Here is a 17,285-nt window from a genome sequence, read left to right as displayed (position 1 = left end):
AAGGCACTACTAGGATCACCGCCATGGGGGAATCGAACAGCGGGTCGGCCGCCGGAGTCGTGCTGGTCAACGGCCGTACCCGGGTGTGGGTGCGGGACGGCGTGCTGCACTGGCAGCGGGGTCGCAGCAGCCTGACGGTGCCAGGCGCACGGATCCGACGGGTGGAGTGCGCGGAGTCCTCGCTGCAGGTGGACTTCCTCGACGAGTCGGGGACCGCCGCGACGCTGACGACCCGTCATCGCAACCCGGCGGTGACGGCCGCGCTCGGCGCCGAGATCCGGGCCATCGTCGGCGACGCGGCACCCGGCGGGAGCGCGGAAGCCGTCCGGCGGCAGGTCAGGCGTGTGTGGCCGGTGCGGGCCGTGGCCGGGCTGGTCCGCCGGGTGCGCCACGGCAGTCGGTGGTGGCGGGCGGCGACCGTCCATCTGTGCGTCGGGCTGCCGGCCGCGATCTGGCTGCCGGTGGAGCCCCGGTTCCTGGGGGTGGTGGCCTGGCTGGTGCTACCGCTCTGCCCGGCCCTGCTGAGGGCCTGGGTGGTGATGGCCGAGCTCGACACCTGGTGGGTGATGCGGCGTCGGGGCGTCACCGTGCGGGCGCGTTTCGAGAGCGACCACCAGAGCGAGAGCGCCACCGCGTACGTCGCGCACTTCCGCACCCTGGAAGGCCGCGAGGTCTCCGCCTACGGGCAGATCCGCAGCTCCCGCGACGAGATCCGCTACGACCCGCAGGACCCCTCCCAGGTCGACGCGGTGCCCCGGGCGACCCGACTGGCCATCGCGGCGGGCACGTTCATGCTGGCCGGTGTCGTCGGCGTCGCCGCCGGGCTGCCCGCGCTGGTCTGGCTGGTGCTGCTGGTCGCGCAGCGGTTCTGACGGTCGGCGGCCCTCACCACCCGGCCGTGCCGGGGTGCCAGACCGGCTGACCGCCGGGGTAGCGGACCGCCCGACTCCGGTGGGCCGCCCAGGCCACGCCGCCGGCCCCCGAGGCGAGGGTGGCCAGGCAGACCAGGAAGACGACGGCGGGCACCAGATAGCCGGAGGGGAGCAGCAGCCCCCACACCGTCGACTGCGCCGCAGCCACCACCAGGAGCAGCCCGGTCCGCACGGGCACGGTCAGCCGGGCCGCCAGCAGACCGGTGACCAGCCCGAGCACACTGGCCGGCCCCACCGTGGCGAGCACGCCGAGCGCCAGGAAGAAGATCAGAGCGAAGATCACGTCGCACACCCCCGGTCCATGGGACGGCCTGGGCGCGTGACAGCCCAGGGACCGCCGCGGTGCCGCCGTCCGACATCGTGTGGTGCCATCCTGGCAGATGTTCTGAACGTGTTCAATATTGCTGCACGGGTGGTGCGCACGCGTGATCGCGGCCGAGCCGGGTGGCCGAACGGGGCGCGACCTCCGGGAATGACGGCCCGTGACAGGGGATTCAGGGCCACCTGCTGGACGTCCGACGTGCTCCCGTGCAGTGTGTGAACGTGAACAACAAGTACGCTCTGCTGAACGCCATCAGGAAACCGAGGGGGCCGTTCGTGGGGACCGACAGTGCCGAGCTCCGGCAGCCGGTGATGGCGGACGTGGCAAAGCTCGCCGGGGTGTCGCACCAGACCGTCTCGCGGGTGCTCAACGGCGCGCCGCACGTCCGCCCCGACACCCGGGACCGGGTGCTGGCGGCGATCCGGGAGCTGGACTACCGGCCCAACTCGGCGGCCCGGGCGCTGGTGACCAAGCGGTCCCAGACGCTCGGCGTGGTCAGCTTCGACAGCACCCTGTACGGTCCGGCCTCGATGCTGGACGGGATCGAGCAGGCCGCGCGCAGCGCCGGGTACTTCGTGAGCGTGGCGAGCCTGCGTTCGCTGGACAGCCGCTCGGTGCAGGAGGCGGTGGACCGGCTGCGTGACCAGGGGGTCGAGGGCGTGGTGGTGATCGCGCCGCAGATCTCGGCGGTCAGCGCGGTGGCCAAGCTGTCCAGTTCGGTGCCGGTGGTCGCGGTCGGTTCGGGGAACCAGACCCGGGTGCCGATGGTCTCGGTGGACAACCAGGCGGGCGCCGCGGCGGCGACCCGGCACCTGCTGGACCTCGGCCACCGGACGGTTCATCACCTGGGCGGGCCGAGCGGCTGGTTGGAGAGCCAGGACCGGCAGGCCGGCTGGCGGCAGACGCTGGAGGCGGCCGGTGCCCGGGTGCCGCAGGTGCACAGCGGGGACTGGAGTGCCCGTTCGGGCTACCAGGCCGGGCTGCGGCTGGCCGAGGACCCGGAGGTCGGCGCGGTGTTCTGCGCGAACGACCACATGGCGCTCGGGCTGCTGCGGGCGATGCACGAGGCGGGCCGGTCGATCCCCCGGGACATCTCGGTGGTGGGTTTCGACGACATCCACGAGGCGGCGTACTTCACCCCGCCGCTGACCACCGTCCGGCAGGACTTCGGGGAGCTGGGCCGCCGGGCGCTGGAGCTGCTGGTGGACGCGGTCGCCGGAGTCGGGCAGGGTCACGAGCACGTGATGATCTCGGCGGAGCTGGTGCTGCGCCGCAGCAGCGGCCCGGCCGCCGCCCACCGCTGACCTCGGCCGCCGCTCACCGCCGACTCCAGCCGCTGACCCCTGACCCCTGGTCAAGCCCGCCGCTGCGCCGCGGTGCGCTGACGCCTGCCCGGAAGCCGCGCCGCCCCGGCCCGCCCCGGTGCGGCGGGCCCGGTCAAGATTGGGTAACTGGCCGCCGGGCCCTTGCCTCGGCCAATTGTTAGCGTTAACAATCTCACTCAGACGAAACACCGTCGGCATCGCCCGTTCACAGCGGACACATCCGACGGACCCCCTTTCGTGGTCGGGTCGCGCATCGCCCCCGGTCGCAACTCTGCATTGCCCCCACCCGAGAGGAACCCCAAATGTCCAAGAGAGCTGCGGTGGCCCTGGTCGCCACTGCGATGGCCGTCGCCCTCACCGCCTGTGGTTCCGGCGGCGGTTCGGGAGACAAGGCGAGCGGTGGCGGCGACAAGCAGCTCACCGTCGGCTTCTCCCAGGTCGGTGCGGAGAGCGGCTGGCGCACCGCCAACACCAAGTCGGTCCAGGACGCGGCCAAGAAGGCCGGGATCAACCTCAAGTTCTCCGATGCTCAGCAGAAGCAGGAGAACCAGATCAAGGCGATCCGCTCGTTCATCCAGCAGAAGGTGGACGTCATCGCCTTCTCGCCGGTGGTCGAGTCCGGCTGGGACACGGTGCTCAAGGAGGCCAAGGACGCCAAGATCCCGGTTGTCCTGACGGACCGTGCGGTGGACTCCAAGGACGAGTCGCTGTACGCCACCTTCCTCGGCTCCGACTTCGTCGAGGAGGGCAAGAAGGCCGGCGACTGGCTGGTGAAGGAGTACCAGGGCAAGACCGAGCCGGTGAACATCGTCGAGCTCCAGGGCACCACCGGCTCCGCCCCGGCGAACGACCGCAAGTCCGGCTTCGGCGACGTGATCAAGGGCGACGCGAAGTTCAAGGTGGTCGCCTCGCAGACCGGTGACTTCACCCGGGCCAAGGGCAAGGAGGTCATGCAGGCCTTCCTGAAGTCCCAGCCGAAGATCGACGTGCTCTACGCGCACAACGACGACATGGCGCTCGGCGCGATCCAGGCGATCGAGGAGGCCGGCAAGACGCCCGGCAAGGACATCAAGATCATCTCGGTGGACGGTGTCAAGGACGCTTTCACCGCGATGGCCGCCAGCAAGATCAACGTCGTGGTCGAGTGCAACCCGCTGCTCGGTGACCAGCTGATGGAGCTGATCAAGAAGGTCAAGAAGGGCGAGACCGTCGAGCGCCGGATCAAGACCGTCGAGGGCGTCTTCACCATGGACCAGGCGGCCGCCGCGCTGCCGAACCGTCAGTACTGACCCAGCCCGGTGAGTGGGCGGCCGTCGGCGGACGGCCGCCCGCCCACCGACCACGAGAGGAGGAGCGGATGCGAGCGCAACCGGTCCTGGAAGTACGGGGGATCCGCAAGGAGTTCCCCGGCGTGGTGGCACTGGACGGGGTCGACTTCCGGCTCTTCCCCGGTGAGGTGCACGCGCTGATGGGCGAGAACGGCGCGGGTAAGTCCACCTTGATCAAGGTGCTCACCGGCGTGTACGAGTCGAACGGCGGCGAGGTCGTCCTCGCCGGGCAGACGGTACGGATCGGCGGCCCGCTGGAGGCCCAAGAGGCCGGCATCAGCACCGTCTACCAGGAGGTCAACCTCTGCCCGAACCTCTCGGTCGCGGAGAACATCTTCATCGGCCGTGAGCCGCGCCGCTTCGGCATGATCCACTGGTCCGAACTCCGGCGCCGGGCCGCCGAGTCGGTGGCCGCGCTCGACCTGGACATCGACGTCACCGCCCCCCTGAACAGCTACTCGATCGCCGTCCAGCAACTGGTCGCGATCGTCCGTGCGGTGGACGTCAAGGCCAAGGTCCTGATCCTGGACGAGCCGACCTCCAGCCTGGACCGCGACGAGGTCCGCCAGCTCTTCACCGTGCTGCGCCGACTGCGCGACCAAGGCGTGGCGATCCTGTTCGTCTCGCACTTCCTGGACCAGATCTACGAGATCTGCGACCGGTTGACCATCCTGCGCGGCGGCCGCCAGGAGGGTGAGTACCTGACCAGCGAGCTGCACCAGGGCGAGCTGGTCGCCCGGATGATCGGCGGCGAGCTGACCGGACTGGCCGAACTCGCCGACGCCGCCCGCACCGAGCCCACCGGCAAGTCCTTCCTGCGTGCCGAGGGCCTGGGCCGCCGGGGCGCGGTGGAACCGTACGACCTGGCCATCCGGCCCGGTGAAGTGGTCGGTCTGGCCGGCCTGTTGGGCTCGGGGCGGACCGAGGCGGCCCGGCTGCTGTTCGGCGCGGACCAGAGTGACCAGGGCACCGTGAAGATCGACGGCGCGGTCACCGCGATGCGCAGCCCGCGGACCGCGATCGGGCACGGCATCGCGTTCTGCTCGGAGAACCGCAAGGCCGAGGGCCTGGTCGGCGAACTGACGGTCCGGGAGAACATCGTGCTGGCCCTGCAGGCCGCGCGGGGCTGGACCCGTCCGCTCTCCCGCGCCGCCCAGGACGAGCTGGCGATCCGCTGGATCCGGGCGCTGGACATCCGTCCGAACAACCCCGAGGCGCTGATCCGCAACCTCAGCGGCGGCAACCAGCAGAAGGTGCTTCTGGCCCGCTGGCTGATCACCGACCCCAAGCTGCTGATCCTGGACGAGCCGACCCGGGGCATCGACATCGGTGCCAAGACCGAGATCCAGAAGCTGGTCGCCAAGCTGGCCGGTGACGGTATGTCGGTGCTGTTCATCTCCGCCGAGCTGGAGGAGGTGCTGCGCCTCAGCCACCGGGTCGGGGTGCTGCGCGACCACCGGCTGGTGGCCGAGCTGCGCAACGACGGCACGCTCACCCCCGAGCGGATCATGTCGACCATCGCGAGCGGAGCCACGTCGTGAAGCGTATGACCGGACACCGCCTGTTCTGGCCCGCCGTGGTGCTGATCGCGCTGCTGCTCGCCAACCTGGCGTTCACCCCCGACTTCTTCGCGATCCGGGTCAGGGACGGGCACCTGTACGGGAGCCTGATCGACATCCTGCACTTCGGCTCGCCGCTGATCCTGGTCGCGCTGGGCATGACGCTGGTGATCGCCACCGGCGGGATCGACCTCTCGGTCGGCTCCACCGTGGCCATCGCCGCGGCGCTGGCCTGTCTGCACATCAGCGAGTCCGACGATCCCGGCAGCCTCGGCACGGTGCTGACGGCGGTGGCGATCGCGCTCGGCGTGGCGCTGCTGCTCGGCGCGGCCAACGGCGTGCTGGTGGCCCGGATCGGGGTACAGCCGATCATCGCCACCCTGATCCTGATGGTCGCCGGGCGCGGTGTGGCCCAGCTGATCACGGACGGTCAGATCATCACCGTCACCAGCGAACCCTTCAAGCTGATCGGCGGCGGGTACTGGCTCACGGTGCCGTTCTCGATCCTGCTGGCGGCCGCCGTCGTCCTGCTCGCCTCGATGCTCACCCGGCGCACCGCGCTCGGGCTGCTGCTCGAGTCGGTCGGCGGCAACCCGGTGGCCAGCCGGCTGGTCGGCATCCGGGCGGCCGGGCTGATCGGCCTGGTCTACGTGGTGAGCGCGCTCTGCGCGGCGCTGGCCGGACTGATGATCAGCTCCAACGTCTCGGCGGCGGACGGCAACAACGCCGGACTCTGGATCGAACTGGACGCCATCCTCGCGGTGGTGGTCGGCGGCACCTCGCTGAACGGCGGGCGGTTCTCGCTCGGCGGCACGGTGCTCGGCGCGCTGGTGATCCAGACCCTGTCCACCACCGTCTACACCATCGGCATCCCGCCGGAGACCACGCTGGTCTTCAAGGCCGTCGTGGTGATCACCGTCTGTCTGGTCCAGTCGCCGGTGTTCCGGGCCAAGGCCGCCCGCCGCAGGTCCGGCGCGCGGCACGGCAACCGGCCGGTGGCGTCCAAGAAGCTGGAGGTCGGCGCATGAGCACCGACACCTTCCTGTCCGGTCTGACCCGGCGCGGCCGGGGCCAGATCCCGATGCTGGTCACCTCGGTCCTGCTGGTGGTGATGTTCGCGGCGGGGTCGGTGAGTTACGACGGCTTCCTGTCCGGCCAGGTCCTGCTGAACCTGCTGATCGACAACGCCTTCCTGCTGGTGGTCGCGGTCGGCATGACCTTCGTGATCCTGACCGGCGGCATCGACCTCTCGGTCGGAGCGATGGTCGCGCTGTCCACCATGATCTCCGCCTGGCTGGTCCAACTGCACGGCTGGCCCCCGCTGTTGGTGATCCCGCTGGTGCTGGCGATCGGCACCGGCGCGGGCCTGGCGATGGGCTGGGTGATCCACACCTTCGAGATCCAGCCCTTCATCGTGACGCTGGCCGGCATGTTCCTGGCCCGGGGTCTCTGCTACACCATCAGCATCGACTCGATCTCGATCACCGACCCGACGTACACCTCGATGGCCCAGACCCGCATCCCGCTGGGCGAGTTGTTCATCTCGCCGAGCGTGCTGATCGCCGTGCTCGCGGTCGTGGTGGCGTTCGTGGCGCTGCACTACACCCGGTTCGGCCGGAACGTGTACGCGCTCGGCGGCAGCGAGCAGTCCTCGGTGCTGATGGGGCTGCCGGTGGCCCGGACGAAGATCGGCGTCTACGGCGTGAGCGGCTTCTGCTCGGCACTCGGCGGCGTGCTGATGACCTTCTACATGCTCTCCGGCTACGGACTGCACGCGGTGGGCCTGGAGTTGGACGCGATCGCCGCCGTGGTGATCGGCGGCACGCTGCTCACCGGCGGCTCCGGCTACCTGCTGGGCACCGTGCTGGGGGTGCTGGTGCTCGGCCTGATCCAGACCGTGATCAGCTTCCAGGGCACGCTCAGCTCGTGGTGGACCAGGATCGTGATCGGCGCCCTGCTGTTCGTCTTCATCCTGCTGCAGCGGCTGCTGACGTCCCGTCGGCGCAGCTGACGTGTTAACGCACACATAATCTCCGCTCGCTGGACCGGCCCACCCGCTTCGGTCGCCCAGCTGCGCGGCCCGTTCCCCGGAACGGCAGAACCGGCCGCCGGGCCCGCACCGTCGCGGACCCGCCCGGCGGCCGGCATCAGGTCATCTCTCAAGAAGGACGTGAACGTGCCACCAACCCCCGAGACTTCGGAGCGATACGTCGTCGGAGTCGACTTCGGAACCCTCTCCGGCCGTGCCGTGGTGGTCCGGGTCAGTGACGGCGAGGAGCTCGGCACCGGCGTCCACGAGTACCCGCACGGTGTGATCGAGACCCAACTGCCCGTCACCGATGAGCTGTTGCCGCCCGACTGGGCGCTCCAGCACCCCGAGGACTGGCGCGAGGTGCTGCGCACCGCCGTCCCCGCCGCGCTGGCCGCGAGTGGCGTCGACCCGGCCGCCGTGATCGGCATCGCGACCGACTTCACCGCCTGCACCGTGCTCCCCGTCCGGGCCGACGGCACCCCGCTGGCCGAGACCGAGCTCGCCGAACGCCCGCACGCCTGGCCGAAGTTGTGGAAGCACCACGCGGCCCAGGGGCAGGCCGACCGGATCAACGAGCTGGCCCACCAGCGCGGTGAGAAGTGGATCGGCCGGTACGGCGGCAAGATCTCCGCCGAGTGGCAGTTCGCCAAGGCCCTGCAGCTGCTGGAGGAGGACCCGGCGGTCTACGCCGCCACCGAGCGCTGGATCGAGGCCGCGGACTGGATCATCTGGCAACTCACCGGCACCGAGAGCCGCAACACCTGCACGGCCGGCTACAAGGGCATCCTGCAGGACGGCAGTTACCCCTCCGAGGAGTACCTCGCCGCCCTGCACCCCGACTTCGCCGACTTCGCCCGCACCCGCCTGGAGCACCCGCTCGCCCAGCTCGGCTCCCGGGTCGGCTCGCTGACCGCCGAGGCGGCCGGCTGGACCGGCCTCCCCGAGGGCATCGCGGTGGCCGCGGGCAACGTGGACGCCCACGTCGCCGCCCCCGCCGCGCAGGCCGTCGAGAACGGTCAGCTGCTCGCCATCATGGGCACCTCCACCTGCCACGTGGTGAACGGCGCCGCGCTGGCCGACGTCCCCGGCATCTGCGGCGTGGTCGAGGGCGGCATCGTCGAGGGCGCGTACGGCTACGAGGCCGGGCAGAGCGCGGTCGGCGACATCTTCGCCTGGTGGCTGCGCCAGGGCCTGCCCGCCGACTACCTGGCCGAGGCCGACGTCACCGGCGAGGACGCCCACCAGCTGCTCACCCGCAAGGCGGCCGGCCAGCCGGTCGGCGGGCACGGCCTGGTCGCGCTGGACTGGCTGAACGGCAACCGCTCCACCCTGGTCGACCACCACCTCTCCGGTGTGATCGTCGGCCTCACCCTGGCCACCCGGCCCGAGGACGTCTACCGCGCCCTGCTGGAATCCACCGCCTACGGCACCCGCACCATCGTCGAGGCACTGGAACAGGGCGGCGTCCCCGTCACCGAGTTCATCGTCACCGGCGGGCTGAAGAAGAACGCCCTGCTGATGCAGATCTACGCGGACGTGCTGCGCCGCCCGGTCTCGCTGGCCGCCTCCGCGCAGGGTCCGGCGCTCGGTTCCGCGATCCACGCGGCCGTCGCCGCCGGGGCGTACCCCGACGTCCGGACCGCCGCCGCCGCGATGGGCCGGGTCGAGCGCGGCGCGTACCAGCCGGACCCCGAGCGGGCCGACGACTACGACGCGCTGTACGCCGAATACGCCGAACTGCACCGGCACTTCGGCACCGGCGCCGACAAGCAGCTGCACCGGCTGCGCCGGATCCGCAACACCGCCCTGACCCGGAAGAACGAGGCATCATGACCGACCCGATCGAGCTGCTCCGGCGTCAGGTCAGCGACCTGCACCAGGAGCTGGTCCGCTACCAGCTGGTGGTCTGGACGGCCGGCAACGTCTCCGCCCGGGTCCCGGGCGAGGACCTGATGGTGATCAAGCCGAGCGGCGTCTCGTACGACGAACTGACGCCCGAGAACATGATCCTGTGCGACCTCGACGGCAAGGTGATCGAGGGCGAGCACAGCCCGTCCTCCGACACCGCCGCGCACGCCTACGTCTACCGCAACATGCCCGAGGTCGGGGGAGTGGTGCACACCCACTCCACCTACGCCTGTGCCTGGGCCGCCCGGGGCGAGGCCGTACCGTGCGTGCTCACCGCGATGGCCGACGAGTTCGGCGCCGAGATCCCGATCGGCCCGTTCGCGCTGATCGGGGACGACTCGATCGGGCGCGGCATCGTGGACACCCTGCGCGGGCACCGTTCGCCCGCCGTGCTGATGAAGAGCCACGGCGTCTTCACCATCGGCAAGGACGCCAAGGCCGCCGTCAAGGCCGCCGTGATGTGCGAGGACGTCGCCCGCACGGTGCACATCTCCCGCCAGCTCGGCGAACCGCTGCCGATCGCGCAGAGCGACATCGACAGCCTCAACTTCCGTTACCAGAACGTGTACGGCCAGCAGCCCGTGAAGGAGACCAACTCATGACGTCGACCGAAGGCCGCGAGGTCTGGTTCCTCACCGGCAGCCAGGGCCTCTACGGCGAGGAGACGCTCCGTCAGGTGGCGGCTCAGTCCCAGCAGATCGCCGAGACGCTGGGCGACTCGCTGCCCGTCAAGGTGGTCTGGAAGCCCGTCCTGACCGACGCGAGCGCGATCCGCCGGGTCTGCCTGGAGGCCAACGCGGCGGACGACTGCATCGGCCTGATCGCCTGGATGCACACCTTCTCCCCGGCCAAGATGTGGATCGCCGGTCTGGACGCGCTGCGCAAGCCGTTGCTGCACCTGCACACCCAGGCCAACGTCGAACTGCCCTGGGGCACCATCGACATGGACTTCATGAACCTGAACCAGGCCGCCCACGGCGACCGCGAGTTCGGCTACATCCAGTCCCGGATCGGCGTCACCCGCAAGACCGTCGCCGGCCACGTCAGCGACCCCACGGTGGCCGTCCGGATCGCCTCCTGGGCCCGCGCCGCGGCCGGCCGCGCCGAGCTCTCCTCGCTCAAGCTCGCCCGCTTCGGCGACAACATGCGCGACGTCGCGGTGACCGAGGGCGACAAGGTCGAGGCGCAGCTCCGGTTCGGCGTCTCGGTCAACACCTACGGCGTCAACGACCTGGTGGAGGCGGTCGATTCGACCGGCGACGCCGAGATCACCGAACTGGTCAAGGAGTACGAGGAGCTCTACCGGCTGGCTCCCGAACTGCGCCTGGGCGGCGAGCGGCACGACTCGCTGCGGTACGCCGCCCGGATCGAACTCGGCCTGCGCGGCTTCCTGGTGGAGGGCGGCTTCCGCGCCTTCACCACCAACTTCGAGGACCTGGGCGGGCTGCGCCAGCTGCCCGGCCTCGCGGTCCAGCGGCTGATGGCCGACGGGTACGGCTTCGGCGGCGAGGGGGACTGGAAGACCTCGGTGCTGCTGCGCACTCTCAAGGTGATGGCGCAGGGCCTGCCCGGCGGCACCTCCTTCATGGAGGACTACACCTACCACCTGGAGCCGGGCCGGGAGTTGATCCTCGGTGCGCACATGCTGGAGGTCTGCCCGAGCATCGCCGCGGCCACCCCGTCCTGCGAGATCCACCCGCTCGGCATCGGCGGCCGGGAGGACCCGGTCCGACTGGTCTTCGACGCCGAGCCGGGCCCGGCCGTAGTGGTCGGCCTGGCCGACATGGGTGACCGGTTCCGCCTGGTCGCGAACGAGATCGACGTGGTCGAGCCCGCCGCCCCGCTGCCCAGCCTCCCGGTGGCCCGCGCGGTCTGGCAGCCCCGGCCGGACTTCCGGACCTCGGCCGAGGCCTGGCTGGCGGCCGGCGCCCCGCACCACACCGTGCTCAGCAGCGCCCTCGGCGCGGAGGAGCTGGACGACCTGGCCGAGATGCTCTCGACCGAGCTGGTGCTGATCGACGCCGACACGACGATCCGTCAGCTCACCAAGGAGCTGCGCTGGAACCAGGCGTACCACCGCCTGGCCCAGGGCTTCTGAGTCCCCGCATACCCCCCTGGGGCGGCGTCCGAACCGGGCGTCGCCCCACACGTCTTGAGCGAACGGAGTACTGCGCGATGACCGGTGACCTGACCATCCAGCACCACCCGGCAGGCGAGCTGCCGGACGGCCGAGCCGTCGACCGCTGGGTCTTCGGCACGGCGGGCGGTGTCACGGCCGAGGTGCTGAGCCTCGGTGCCCGCCTCCAGTCGCTGTACGTCCCGGACCGGGACGGGCGGCGGGCCAACGTGGTGCTCGGCGGCACCTCGGCCGAGGACCTGCTCGGCGAGGCCGCGTACTTCGGTGCCACCGTGGGCCGCTACGGCAACCGGATCGCGGGCGGCGAACTGCCGCTCGACGGAAAGATCCACCGGCTCGCCACCCAGAAGAACGGCCACACCCTGCACGGCGGCCCGGACGGCTACGCCACCCGGCTGTGGAGCGGCACGGAGGTGCGGGACGGTGACCGGGTCGGCGTCCGGCTGGCGCTGCACAGCCCGGACGGTGACCAGGGCTTCCCCGGCGCGCTGGACCTGACGGTGACGTACCTGATGGACAGTGCGGGCGAGTTGACGATCTCGTACGAGGCGGACACCGACGCCCCGACGGTGGTGAACCTGACCAACCACGCCTACTTCAACCTCGGCGGCGAGGGCAGCGGGATGGTGCTGGACCATCTGCTCCAGGTGACCGCGGACCAGTACCTGCCGGTGGACCGGGAGTTGATCCCGTTCGGCCCGCCCGAGCCGGTCGCGGGCACGCCGTTCGACCTGCTCGCGCCGACCGGTCTGGGCGGGCGGGTCTCGGCCGCACACCCGCAGATCTGGCTGGCGGGGGACGGGTACGACCACACCTGGGTGCTCCGGCCGGGGGAGGGGCTGCGGCAGGCGGCCACCCTGCGCCACCCGGGCAGCGGCCGGCGGCTGGACTGCCTGACCACCGAGCCCGGCCTGCAGGTCTACACCGGCAACCACTTCGACGGCGGGCTCACCGGTCCGGGCGGCAGCCCGTACCGCCGGTACGCGGGCATCGCGCTGGAGACCCAGCACTTCCCGGACTCGCCGCACTTCCCCGACTACCCCTCCACCGTCCTGCGCCCGGGGGAGCGGTACCGGTCGACCACGGTCTACCGGCTGTCGGCGGAGTGACCCAACCGAGTCGGTCGGGGATCTTGACCCCTGTTCTGTTAGCGTTAACAATCTAGACACGCGGTCGAAATGAACGGCGGGGTGTCGGCGGTATCCACGAGCCCCAGTGCCGAACCGCCGCACCCCGCCGTGCCGTTCACCGGCCGCTCCGCTCTGGTGCCTGCGGGGTGACGTCACCCTCGAAGGGACCCGTCCGTGATCCGCACCCGCTCGCACCCCTGGCTCGCCCTGCTGGTCGCGCTGCTCGCCCTGCTGGGCTCCACCCTCGCCGAGCGCCCGGCCACCGCCGCCGCCGGGCAGACGTACACCAACCCGGTCAAGTCCCAGAAGGGGGCGGACCCTTGGCTGGAGTACTACAACGGCAACTACCACCTGATCACCACCTCGTTCACCGACACCCTGACGATGCGTAAGTCGCCGACGCTGGCCGGGCTGGCGACCGCCCCGAGCGTCGAGGTCTGGCGGGACTCCACGCCGAGTCGGGGCACCAACATCTGGGCCCCCGAGATCCACTTCCTGAACGGCCGCTGGTACCTCTACTACTCGGCCGGCCAGATCGGCGCGGCCTGCTGCGACTCGCAGCGCACCCATGTGCTGGAGAGCGCGGGCACCGACCCGACGGGCCCGTACAGCTACAAGGGCATGCTCACCGGGCCCGAACTGACCCCCGGCGGCTGGCTGATCGACGCGAGCGTGCTCAAGGTCGGCGGCGCGCTGTACGTGGTCGGCAGCGGCTTCGTCGGCGGCAGCCCGCAGAGTCTGGTGATCGCGCCGATGAGCAACCCGTACACGGTGAGCGGCGCGTTCCGGGTGTTCTCCACCCCGAGCCTGAGCTGGGAGACCGTCAAGAACAAGGTGAACGAAGGGCCCGAGCCGCTCTACCGGAACGGGCGGACCTTCCTCGTCTTCTCCGCCGCCGACTGCCAGACCCCGGACTACAAGCTCGGCCAGCTCGAACTGACGGGCAGTGACCCGCTGTTGGCGTCGTCCTGGACCAAGAAGTCGACGCCGGTGTTCGAGCGCAACGACGCGGCGGGGGTGTACGGGCCGGGGCACAACGGCTTCTTCACCTCGCCGGACGGCACCGAGAGCTGGATCGTCTACCACGCCAACAGCTCCGCCACGGCGGGCTGCGGCAACGCCCGCACCACCAGGGCGCAGAAGTTCACCTGGAACGCGGACGGCACGCCGAACCTCGGCGCGCCGGTCGGTGCGGGGGTGACCTTGGCCGGCCCGTCCGGGGAGACCTCGGCGACGCCGGGCAGCTACACCTTCGTGAACCGCAGCAGCGGTAAGTGCCTTGACCTGGCTGATGGTTCGTCGGCTGACGGGGCGAACGTGCGGTTGTGGACCTGTAACGGTGCGGCTGCTCAGAAGTGGCGGGTGGAGGACCAGGCGGACGACACCAGCCGACTGGTGAACGTGGCCAGCGGCAAGGTGCTGGACCTGGCGGACTGTTCCGGCGCCGATGGTGCGGATCTGCGGCAGTGGTCGTGGCTGAACAACACCTGCCAGCGCTTCCGCCTGGTGCTCAGTGACTCCGGCGGCTGGGTGCGGCTGGCGAACGCCGCGACCGGCAAGGTCGCCGACGTCGCCAACTGCGGTACCGCCGACGGTGCCGACGTCCGGCAGTGGACCTGGCTGAACAACTCCTGCCAGCAGTGGCAGCTCACCCCCAGCTGAACTCCCCCACTAGGAGAGCTCCTTGAGAGCCAAGAGCCGCATCGTCGCCCTCGTGGTGACCCTGCTCGCGCTGCTCGGCGGACTGGTCACCACCCAGCCCGCCACGGCCGCCGCCGGGCGCGCCTACACCAACCCGTTGAAGAGTCAGAAGGGCGCCGACCCCTGGCTGGAGTACTACAACGGCAACTACTACCTGGTGACCACCTCCTGGTCGTCCGAGATCACCATGCGCAAGTCGCCGACCCTGGCCGGGCTGGCGACCGCGCCGAGCGTGCAGATCTTCAAGGACACCAACCCCAACCGGTGCTGCAACATCTGGGCTCCCGAGATCCACTTCTTCAACGGCAGGTGGTACCTCTACTACGTCGCCGGTCAGGGCATCGCCGACTACAACTCGACGCAGCGCCTGCACGTGGCCGAGAGCGCCGGCGCCGACCCGATGGGCCCGTACAGCTTCAAGAACGACCTGGCCGCGCCCGGCAGTGACACCTGGCTGATCGACGCGAGCGTGCTCAAGGTCGGCAGTGCGATCTACCTGCTCGGCAGCGCGTTCAGCGGTGGCACCCAGAACCTGGTGATCGCGCCGATGAGCAACCCGTACACGGTGAGCGGTGCGCTGAGCGTCATCTCGACGCCGACGTACGCCTGGGAGAAGTCCGGCGCGGCCGTCAACGAGGGGCCGGAGCCGCTGTACCACAACGGCAAGACGTTCATCGTGTACTCCGGGAGCTACTGCACCACGCCCGACTACAAGCTCGGCCAGCTCGAACTGACCGGCAGCAACCCGCTGTTGGCGTCCTCCTGGACGAAGAAGTCGACGCCGGTGTTCGAGCGCAACGACGCGGCGGGGGTGTACGGGCCGGGGCACAACGGGTTCTTCAAGTCGCCCGACGGGACGGAGGACTGGATCGTCTACCACGCCAACACCTCGGCGGCCGGCGGCTGCGACAACAACCGCACCACGCGGGCGCAGAAGTTCGCCTGGAACGCGGACGGGACGCCGAACTTCGGTGCGCCGGTCGGTGCGGGTGTGACGCTGGCCGGTCCGTCCGGGGAGACGGCGGCGACGCCGACGAGCTACTCGTTCGTGAACCGGAACAGCGGCAAGTGCCTTGATCTGGTGGATGGTTCGTCAGCTGACGGGGCGAACGTGCGGCAGTTCACCTGCAATGGCGCGGCCGCTCAGAAGTGGCGGGTGGAGGACCAGGCGGACGACACCAGCCGGCTGGTGAACGTCGCGAGCGGCAAGGTGCTGGACCTGGCGGACTGTTCCGGCGCCGATGGTGCGGATCTGCGGCAGTGGTCGTGGCTGAACAACACCTGCCAGCGCTTCCGGCTGGTGCTCAGCGACTCCGGCGGCTGGGTCCGCCTGGTGAACGCGAGCAGCGGGAAGGTCGCCGACGTCGCCAACTGCGGTACCGCCGACGGTGCCGACGTCCGGCAGTGGACCTGGCTGAACAACGCCTGCCAGCAGTGGCAGCTCACCGCGAACTGAGGAGAACAGCCATGACGAAGACCCGCTCGCTGGCGCTCGGCGCTGCCGTACTGGCCGCCCTGATGCTGCCGGTGGCCCCCGCGCAGGCGGCCGCTCCGGCCTCGCCCGCCGTGTCGTACAACAACACCCTGATCAGCCAGCGTGCCGACGGGCAGATCTACAAGCACACCGACGGCTTCTACTACTTCACTGCCACCGCCCCGGAGTACGACCGGATCATCCTGCGCCGGGCCACCACCATCCAGGGGCTGGCCAGTGCGCCGGAGACGGTGATCTGGACCAAGCACGCCACCGGGGCGATGGGCGCGCACATCTGGGCGCCGGAAATCCACTTCATCGACGGCAAGTGGTACGTCTACTTCGCCGCGGGCAGCACCACCGACATCTGGAAGATCCGGATGTACGTGCTGGAGAGCTCGGCCGCCAACCCGGTCACCGGGAGCTGGACCGAGAAGGGCCAGATCGCCACCCCGATGGACAGCTTCGCCCTCGACGCCACCACCTTCGTGGTGAACGGCACCCGCTATCTGAGCTGGGCGCAGAAAGACCCGGCGATCGCGACCAACTCCAACGTCTACATCGCCAAGCTGGCCAACCCCTGGACCATCAGCGGGACTCCGGCCCGGCTGACCGTGCCGACGTACGCCTGGGAGACGGTCGGCTACAAGGTCAACGAAGGCCCCGCGGTGATCCAGCACGGCGGCAAGGTCTTCATGACCTTCTCCGCCGCCGCCACCGACAGCAACTACTGCCTCGGCCTGCTGACCGCCTCGGCGAGCAGCGACCTGACCAACCCGGCCTCCTGGACCAAGACCGCCACCCCGGTCTTCACCAGCAACGCGGCGACCTCCCAGTACGGCCCCGGGCACAACCAGTTCACCACGTCCGAGGACGGCAAGAGCGACATCCTGGTCTACCACGACCGGGGCTACAAGGACATCACCGGCGACCCGCTGAACGACCCCAACCGCCGGACCCGGGTGCAGAAGCTGTACTGGAACGCCGACGGGACGCCCAACTTCGGCATCCCGGTGGCGGACGGGGCGACGCCGGTCCGGCTGTCCTCCTACAACTACCCCGACCGCTTCATCCGCCACTGGGAGTACCGGGCCCGGCTGGACGCGGACGTCACCAACCTGGCCGACTCGCAGTTCCGCACGGTGCCGGGTCTCTCCGGCTCAGGCACGGTCTCGCTGGAGTCGGCCAACTTCCCCGGCTACTACCTGCGTTCGCGCAACGGCGACGTCTGGGTGGAGAAGAACGACGGCTCGACCGCGTTCAAGGACAGCGCCAGCTTCTACCAGCGGGCCGGGCTGGCCGACTCGGCCGCCGTCTCCTACGAGGCGTACAGCCTGCCCGGACAGTACCTGCGGCACTACAACTACCTGCTCCAGGTGCAGGCCGTGAGCACCACGGTCGCCAAGGCCGACGCGACCTTCTACCAGCAGTAACCCC

General features: G+C 70.3%; 14 protein-coding genes. 13 read left to right on the top strand and 1 reads right to left on the bottom strand.

Annotation, left to right across the window (positions count from 1 at the left end):
- Window positions 1–23: 23 nt before the first annotated feature.
- Window positions 24–872, top strand: coding sequence for a hypothetical protein (locus F4556_RS00730; protein ID WP_184910685.1), 849 nt, complete (start codon window positions 24–26; stop codon window positions 870–872).
- Between the two features lie 13 nt (window positions 873–885).
- Here F4556_RS00730 and F4556_RS00725 read toward each other — a convergent pair whose 3' ends face one another.
- Window positions 886–1,215 (bottom strand): hypothetical protein, encoded by a 330-nt coding sequence (locus tag F4556_RS00725; protein WP_184910683.1) that lies wholly within the window; start codon window positions 1,213–1,215, stop codon window positions 886–888.
- A 350-nt stretch (window positions 1,216–1,565) separates the two neighbouring features.
- Here F4556_RS00725 and F4556_RS00720 point away from each other — a divergent pair, with 350 nt between their 5' ends.
- The 12 genes from F4556_RS00720 to F4556_RS00665 all read left to right on the top strand — a co-directional run bounded on the left by F4556_RS00720 (window position 1,566) and on the right by F4556_RS00665 (window position 17,281).
- Window positions 1,566–2,558 carry a LacI family DNA-binding transcriptional regulator gene (locus F4556_RS00720; RefSeq protein ID WP_184924123.1) on the top strand — a complete coding sequence of 331 codons (993 nt, stop codon included), beginning with the start codon at window positions 1,566–1,568 and terminating at the stop codon, window positions 2,556–2,558.
- A 323-nt stretch (window positions 2,559–2,881) separates the two neighbouring features.
- Entirely contained in the window at window positions 2,882–3,868 is a 987-nt protein-coding gene (locus F4556_RS00715) for an ABC transporter substrate-binding protein (RefSeq protein WP_184910681.1), read from the top strand.
- A 68-nt stretch (window positions 3,869–3,936) separates the two neighbouring features.
- On the top strand, window positions 3,937–5,448 hold the full coding sequence (locus F4556_RS00710) for a sugar ABC transporter ATP-binding protein (protein WP_184910679.1): 1,512 nt from the start codon (window positions 3,937–3,939) through the stop codon (window positions 5,446–5,448).
- A gap of 5 nt (window positions 5,449–5,453) precedes the next feature.
- Entirely contained in the window at window positions 5,454–6,494 is a 1,041-nt protein-coding gene (locus tag F4556_RS00705) for an ABC transporter permease (protein WP_184924121.1), read from the top strand.
- Window positions 6,491–7,477, top strand: coding sequence for a galactofuranose ABC transporter, permease protein YjfF (gene yjfF / locus F4556_RS00700; RefSeq protein WP_184910677.1), 987 nt, complete (start codon window positions 6,491–6,493; stop codon window positions 7,475–7,477). The genes F4556_RS00705 and yjfF overlap by 4 nt, the downstream gene beginning before the upstream one ends.
- 165 nt (window positions 7,478–7,642) lie before the next feature.
- On the top strand, window positions 7,643–9,331 hold the full coding sequence (locus F4556_RS00695) for a ribulokinase (protein WP_313068087.1): 1,689 nt from the start codon (window positions 7,643–7,645) through the stop codon (window positions 9,329–9,331).
- Entirely contained in the window at window positions 9,328–10,008 is a 681-nt protein-coding gene (locus F4556_RS00690) for an L-ribulose-5-phosphate 4-epimerase (protein ID WP_184910673.1), read from the top strand. The genes F4556_RS00695 and F4556_RS00690 overlap by 4 nt, the downstream gene beginning before the upstream one ends.
- Complete coding sequence (araA, locus tag F4556_RS00685) at window positions 10,005–11,504, top strand: L-arabinose isomerase (protein WP_184910671.1); 1,500 nt, start codon at window positions 10,005–10,007, stop codon at window positions 11,502–11,504. Before F4556_RS00690 ends, araA begins: the two co-directional genes overlap by 4 nt.
- A 77-nt stretch (window positions 11,505–11,581) precedes the next feature.
- The gene (locus tag F4556_RS00680) at window positions 11,582–12,652 is read left to right on the top strand and encodes an aldose epimerase family protein (RefSeq protein WP_184910669.1); all 1,071 of its coding nucleotides are present in this window, start codon (window positions 11,582–11,584) and stop codon (window positions 12,650–12,652) included.
- 195 nt (window positions 12,653–12,847) lie between these two features.
- On the top strand, window positions 12,848–14,335 hold the full coding sequence (locus F4556_RS00675) for a family 43 glycosylhydrolase (RefSeq protein ID WP_184910667.1): 1,488 nt from the start codon (window positions 12,848–12,850) through the stop codon (window positions 14,333–14,335).
- A 22-nt stretch (window positions 14,336–14,357) separates the two neighbouring features.
- Window positions 14,358–15,830, top strand: a complete 1,473-nt coding sequence (locus tag F4556_RS00670) for a family 43 glycosylhydrolase (protein WP_221503498.1) — start codon at window positions 14,358–14,360, stop codon at window positions 15,828–15,830.
- Between the two features lie 11 nt (window positions 15,831–15,841).
- Window positions 15,842–17,281, top strand: a complete 1,440-nt coding sequence (locus F4556_RS00665; protein WP_184910665.1) for a family 43 glycosylhydrolase — start codon at window positions 15,842–15,844, stop codon at window positions 17,279–17,281.
- Window positions 17,282–17,285 lie beyond the last annotated feature (4 nt).

Source organism: Kitasatospora gansuensis (genome assembly GCF_014203705.1).
Classification (GTDB): domain Bacteria; phylum Actinomycetota; class Actinomycetes; order Streptomycetales; family Streptomycetaceae; genus Kitasatospora; species Kitasatospora gansuensis.
This window is presented reverse-complemented; position numbering and strand designations above follow the sequence as displayed.

Coding starts and splice junctions, on each gene's coding strand:
- F4556_RS00665 (WP_184910665.1), top strand. CDS start 15,842: ATGACGAAGACCCGCTCGCTGGCGCTCGGCGCTGCCGTACTGGCCGCC.
- F4556_RS00680 (WP_184910669.1), top strand. CDS start 11,582: ATGACCGGTGACCTGACCATCCAGCACCACCCGGCAGGCGAGCTGCCG.
- F4556_RS00690 (WP_184910673.1), top strand. CDS start 9,328: ATGACCGACCCGATCGAGCTGCTCCGGCGTCAGGTCAGCGACCTGCAC.
- F4556_RS00705 (WP_184924121.1), top strand. CDS start 5,454: ATGACCGGACACCGCCTGTTCTGGCCCGCCGTGGTGCTGATCGCGCTG.
- F4556_RS00715 (WP_184910681.1), top strand. CDS start 2,882: ATGTCCAAGAGAGCTGCGGTGGCCCTGGTCGCCACTGCGATGGCCGTC.
- F4556_RS00710 (WP_184910679.1), top strand. CDS start 3,937: ATGCGAGCGCAACCGGTCCTGGAAGTACGGGGGATCCGCAAGGAGTTC.
- F4556_RS00730 (WP_184910685.1), top strand. CDS start 24: ATGGGGGAATCGAACAGCGGGTCGGCCGCCGGAGTCGTGCTGGTCAAC.
- F4556_RS00720 (WP_184924123.1), top strand. CDS start 1,566: ATGGCGGACGTGGCAAAGCTCGCCGGGGTGTCGCACCAGACCGTCTCG.
- yjfF (WP_184910677.1), top strand. CDS start 6,491: ATGAGCACCGACACCTTCCTGTCCGGTCTGACCCGGCGCGGCCGGGGC.
- araA (WP_184910671.1), top strand. CDS start 10,005: ATGACGTCGACCGAAGGCCGCGAGGTCTGGTTCCTCACCGGCAGCCAG.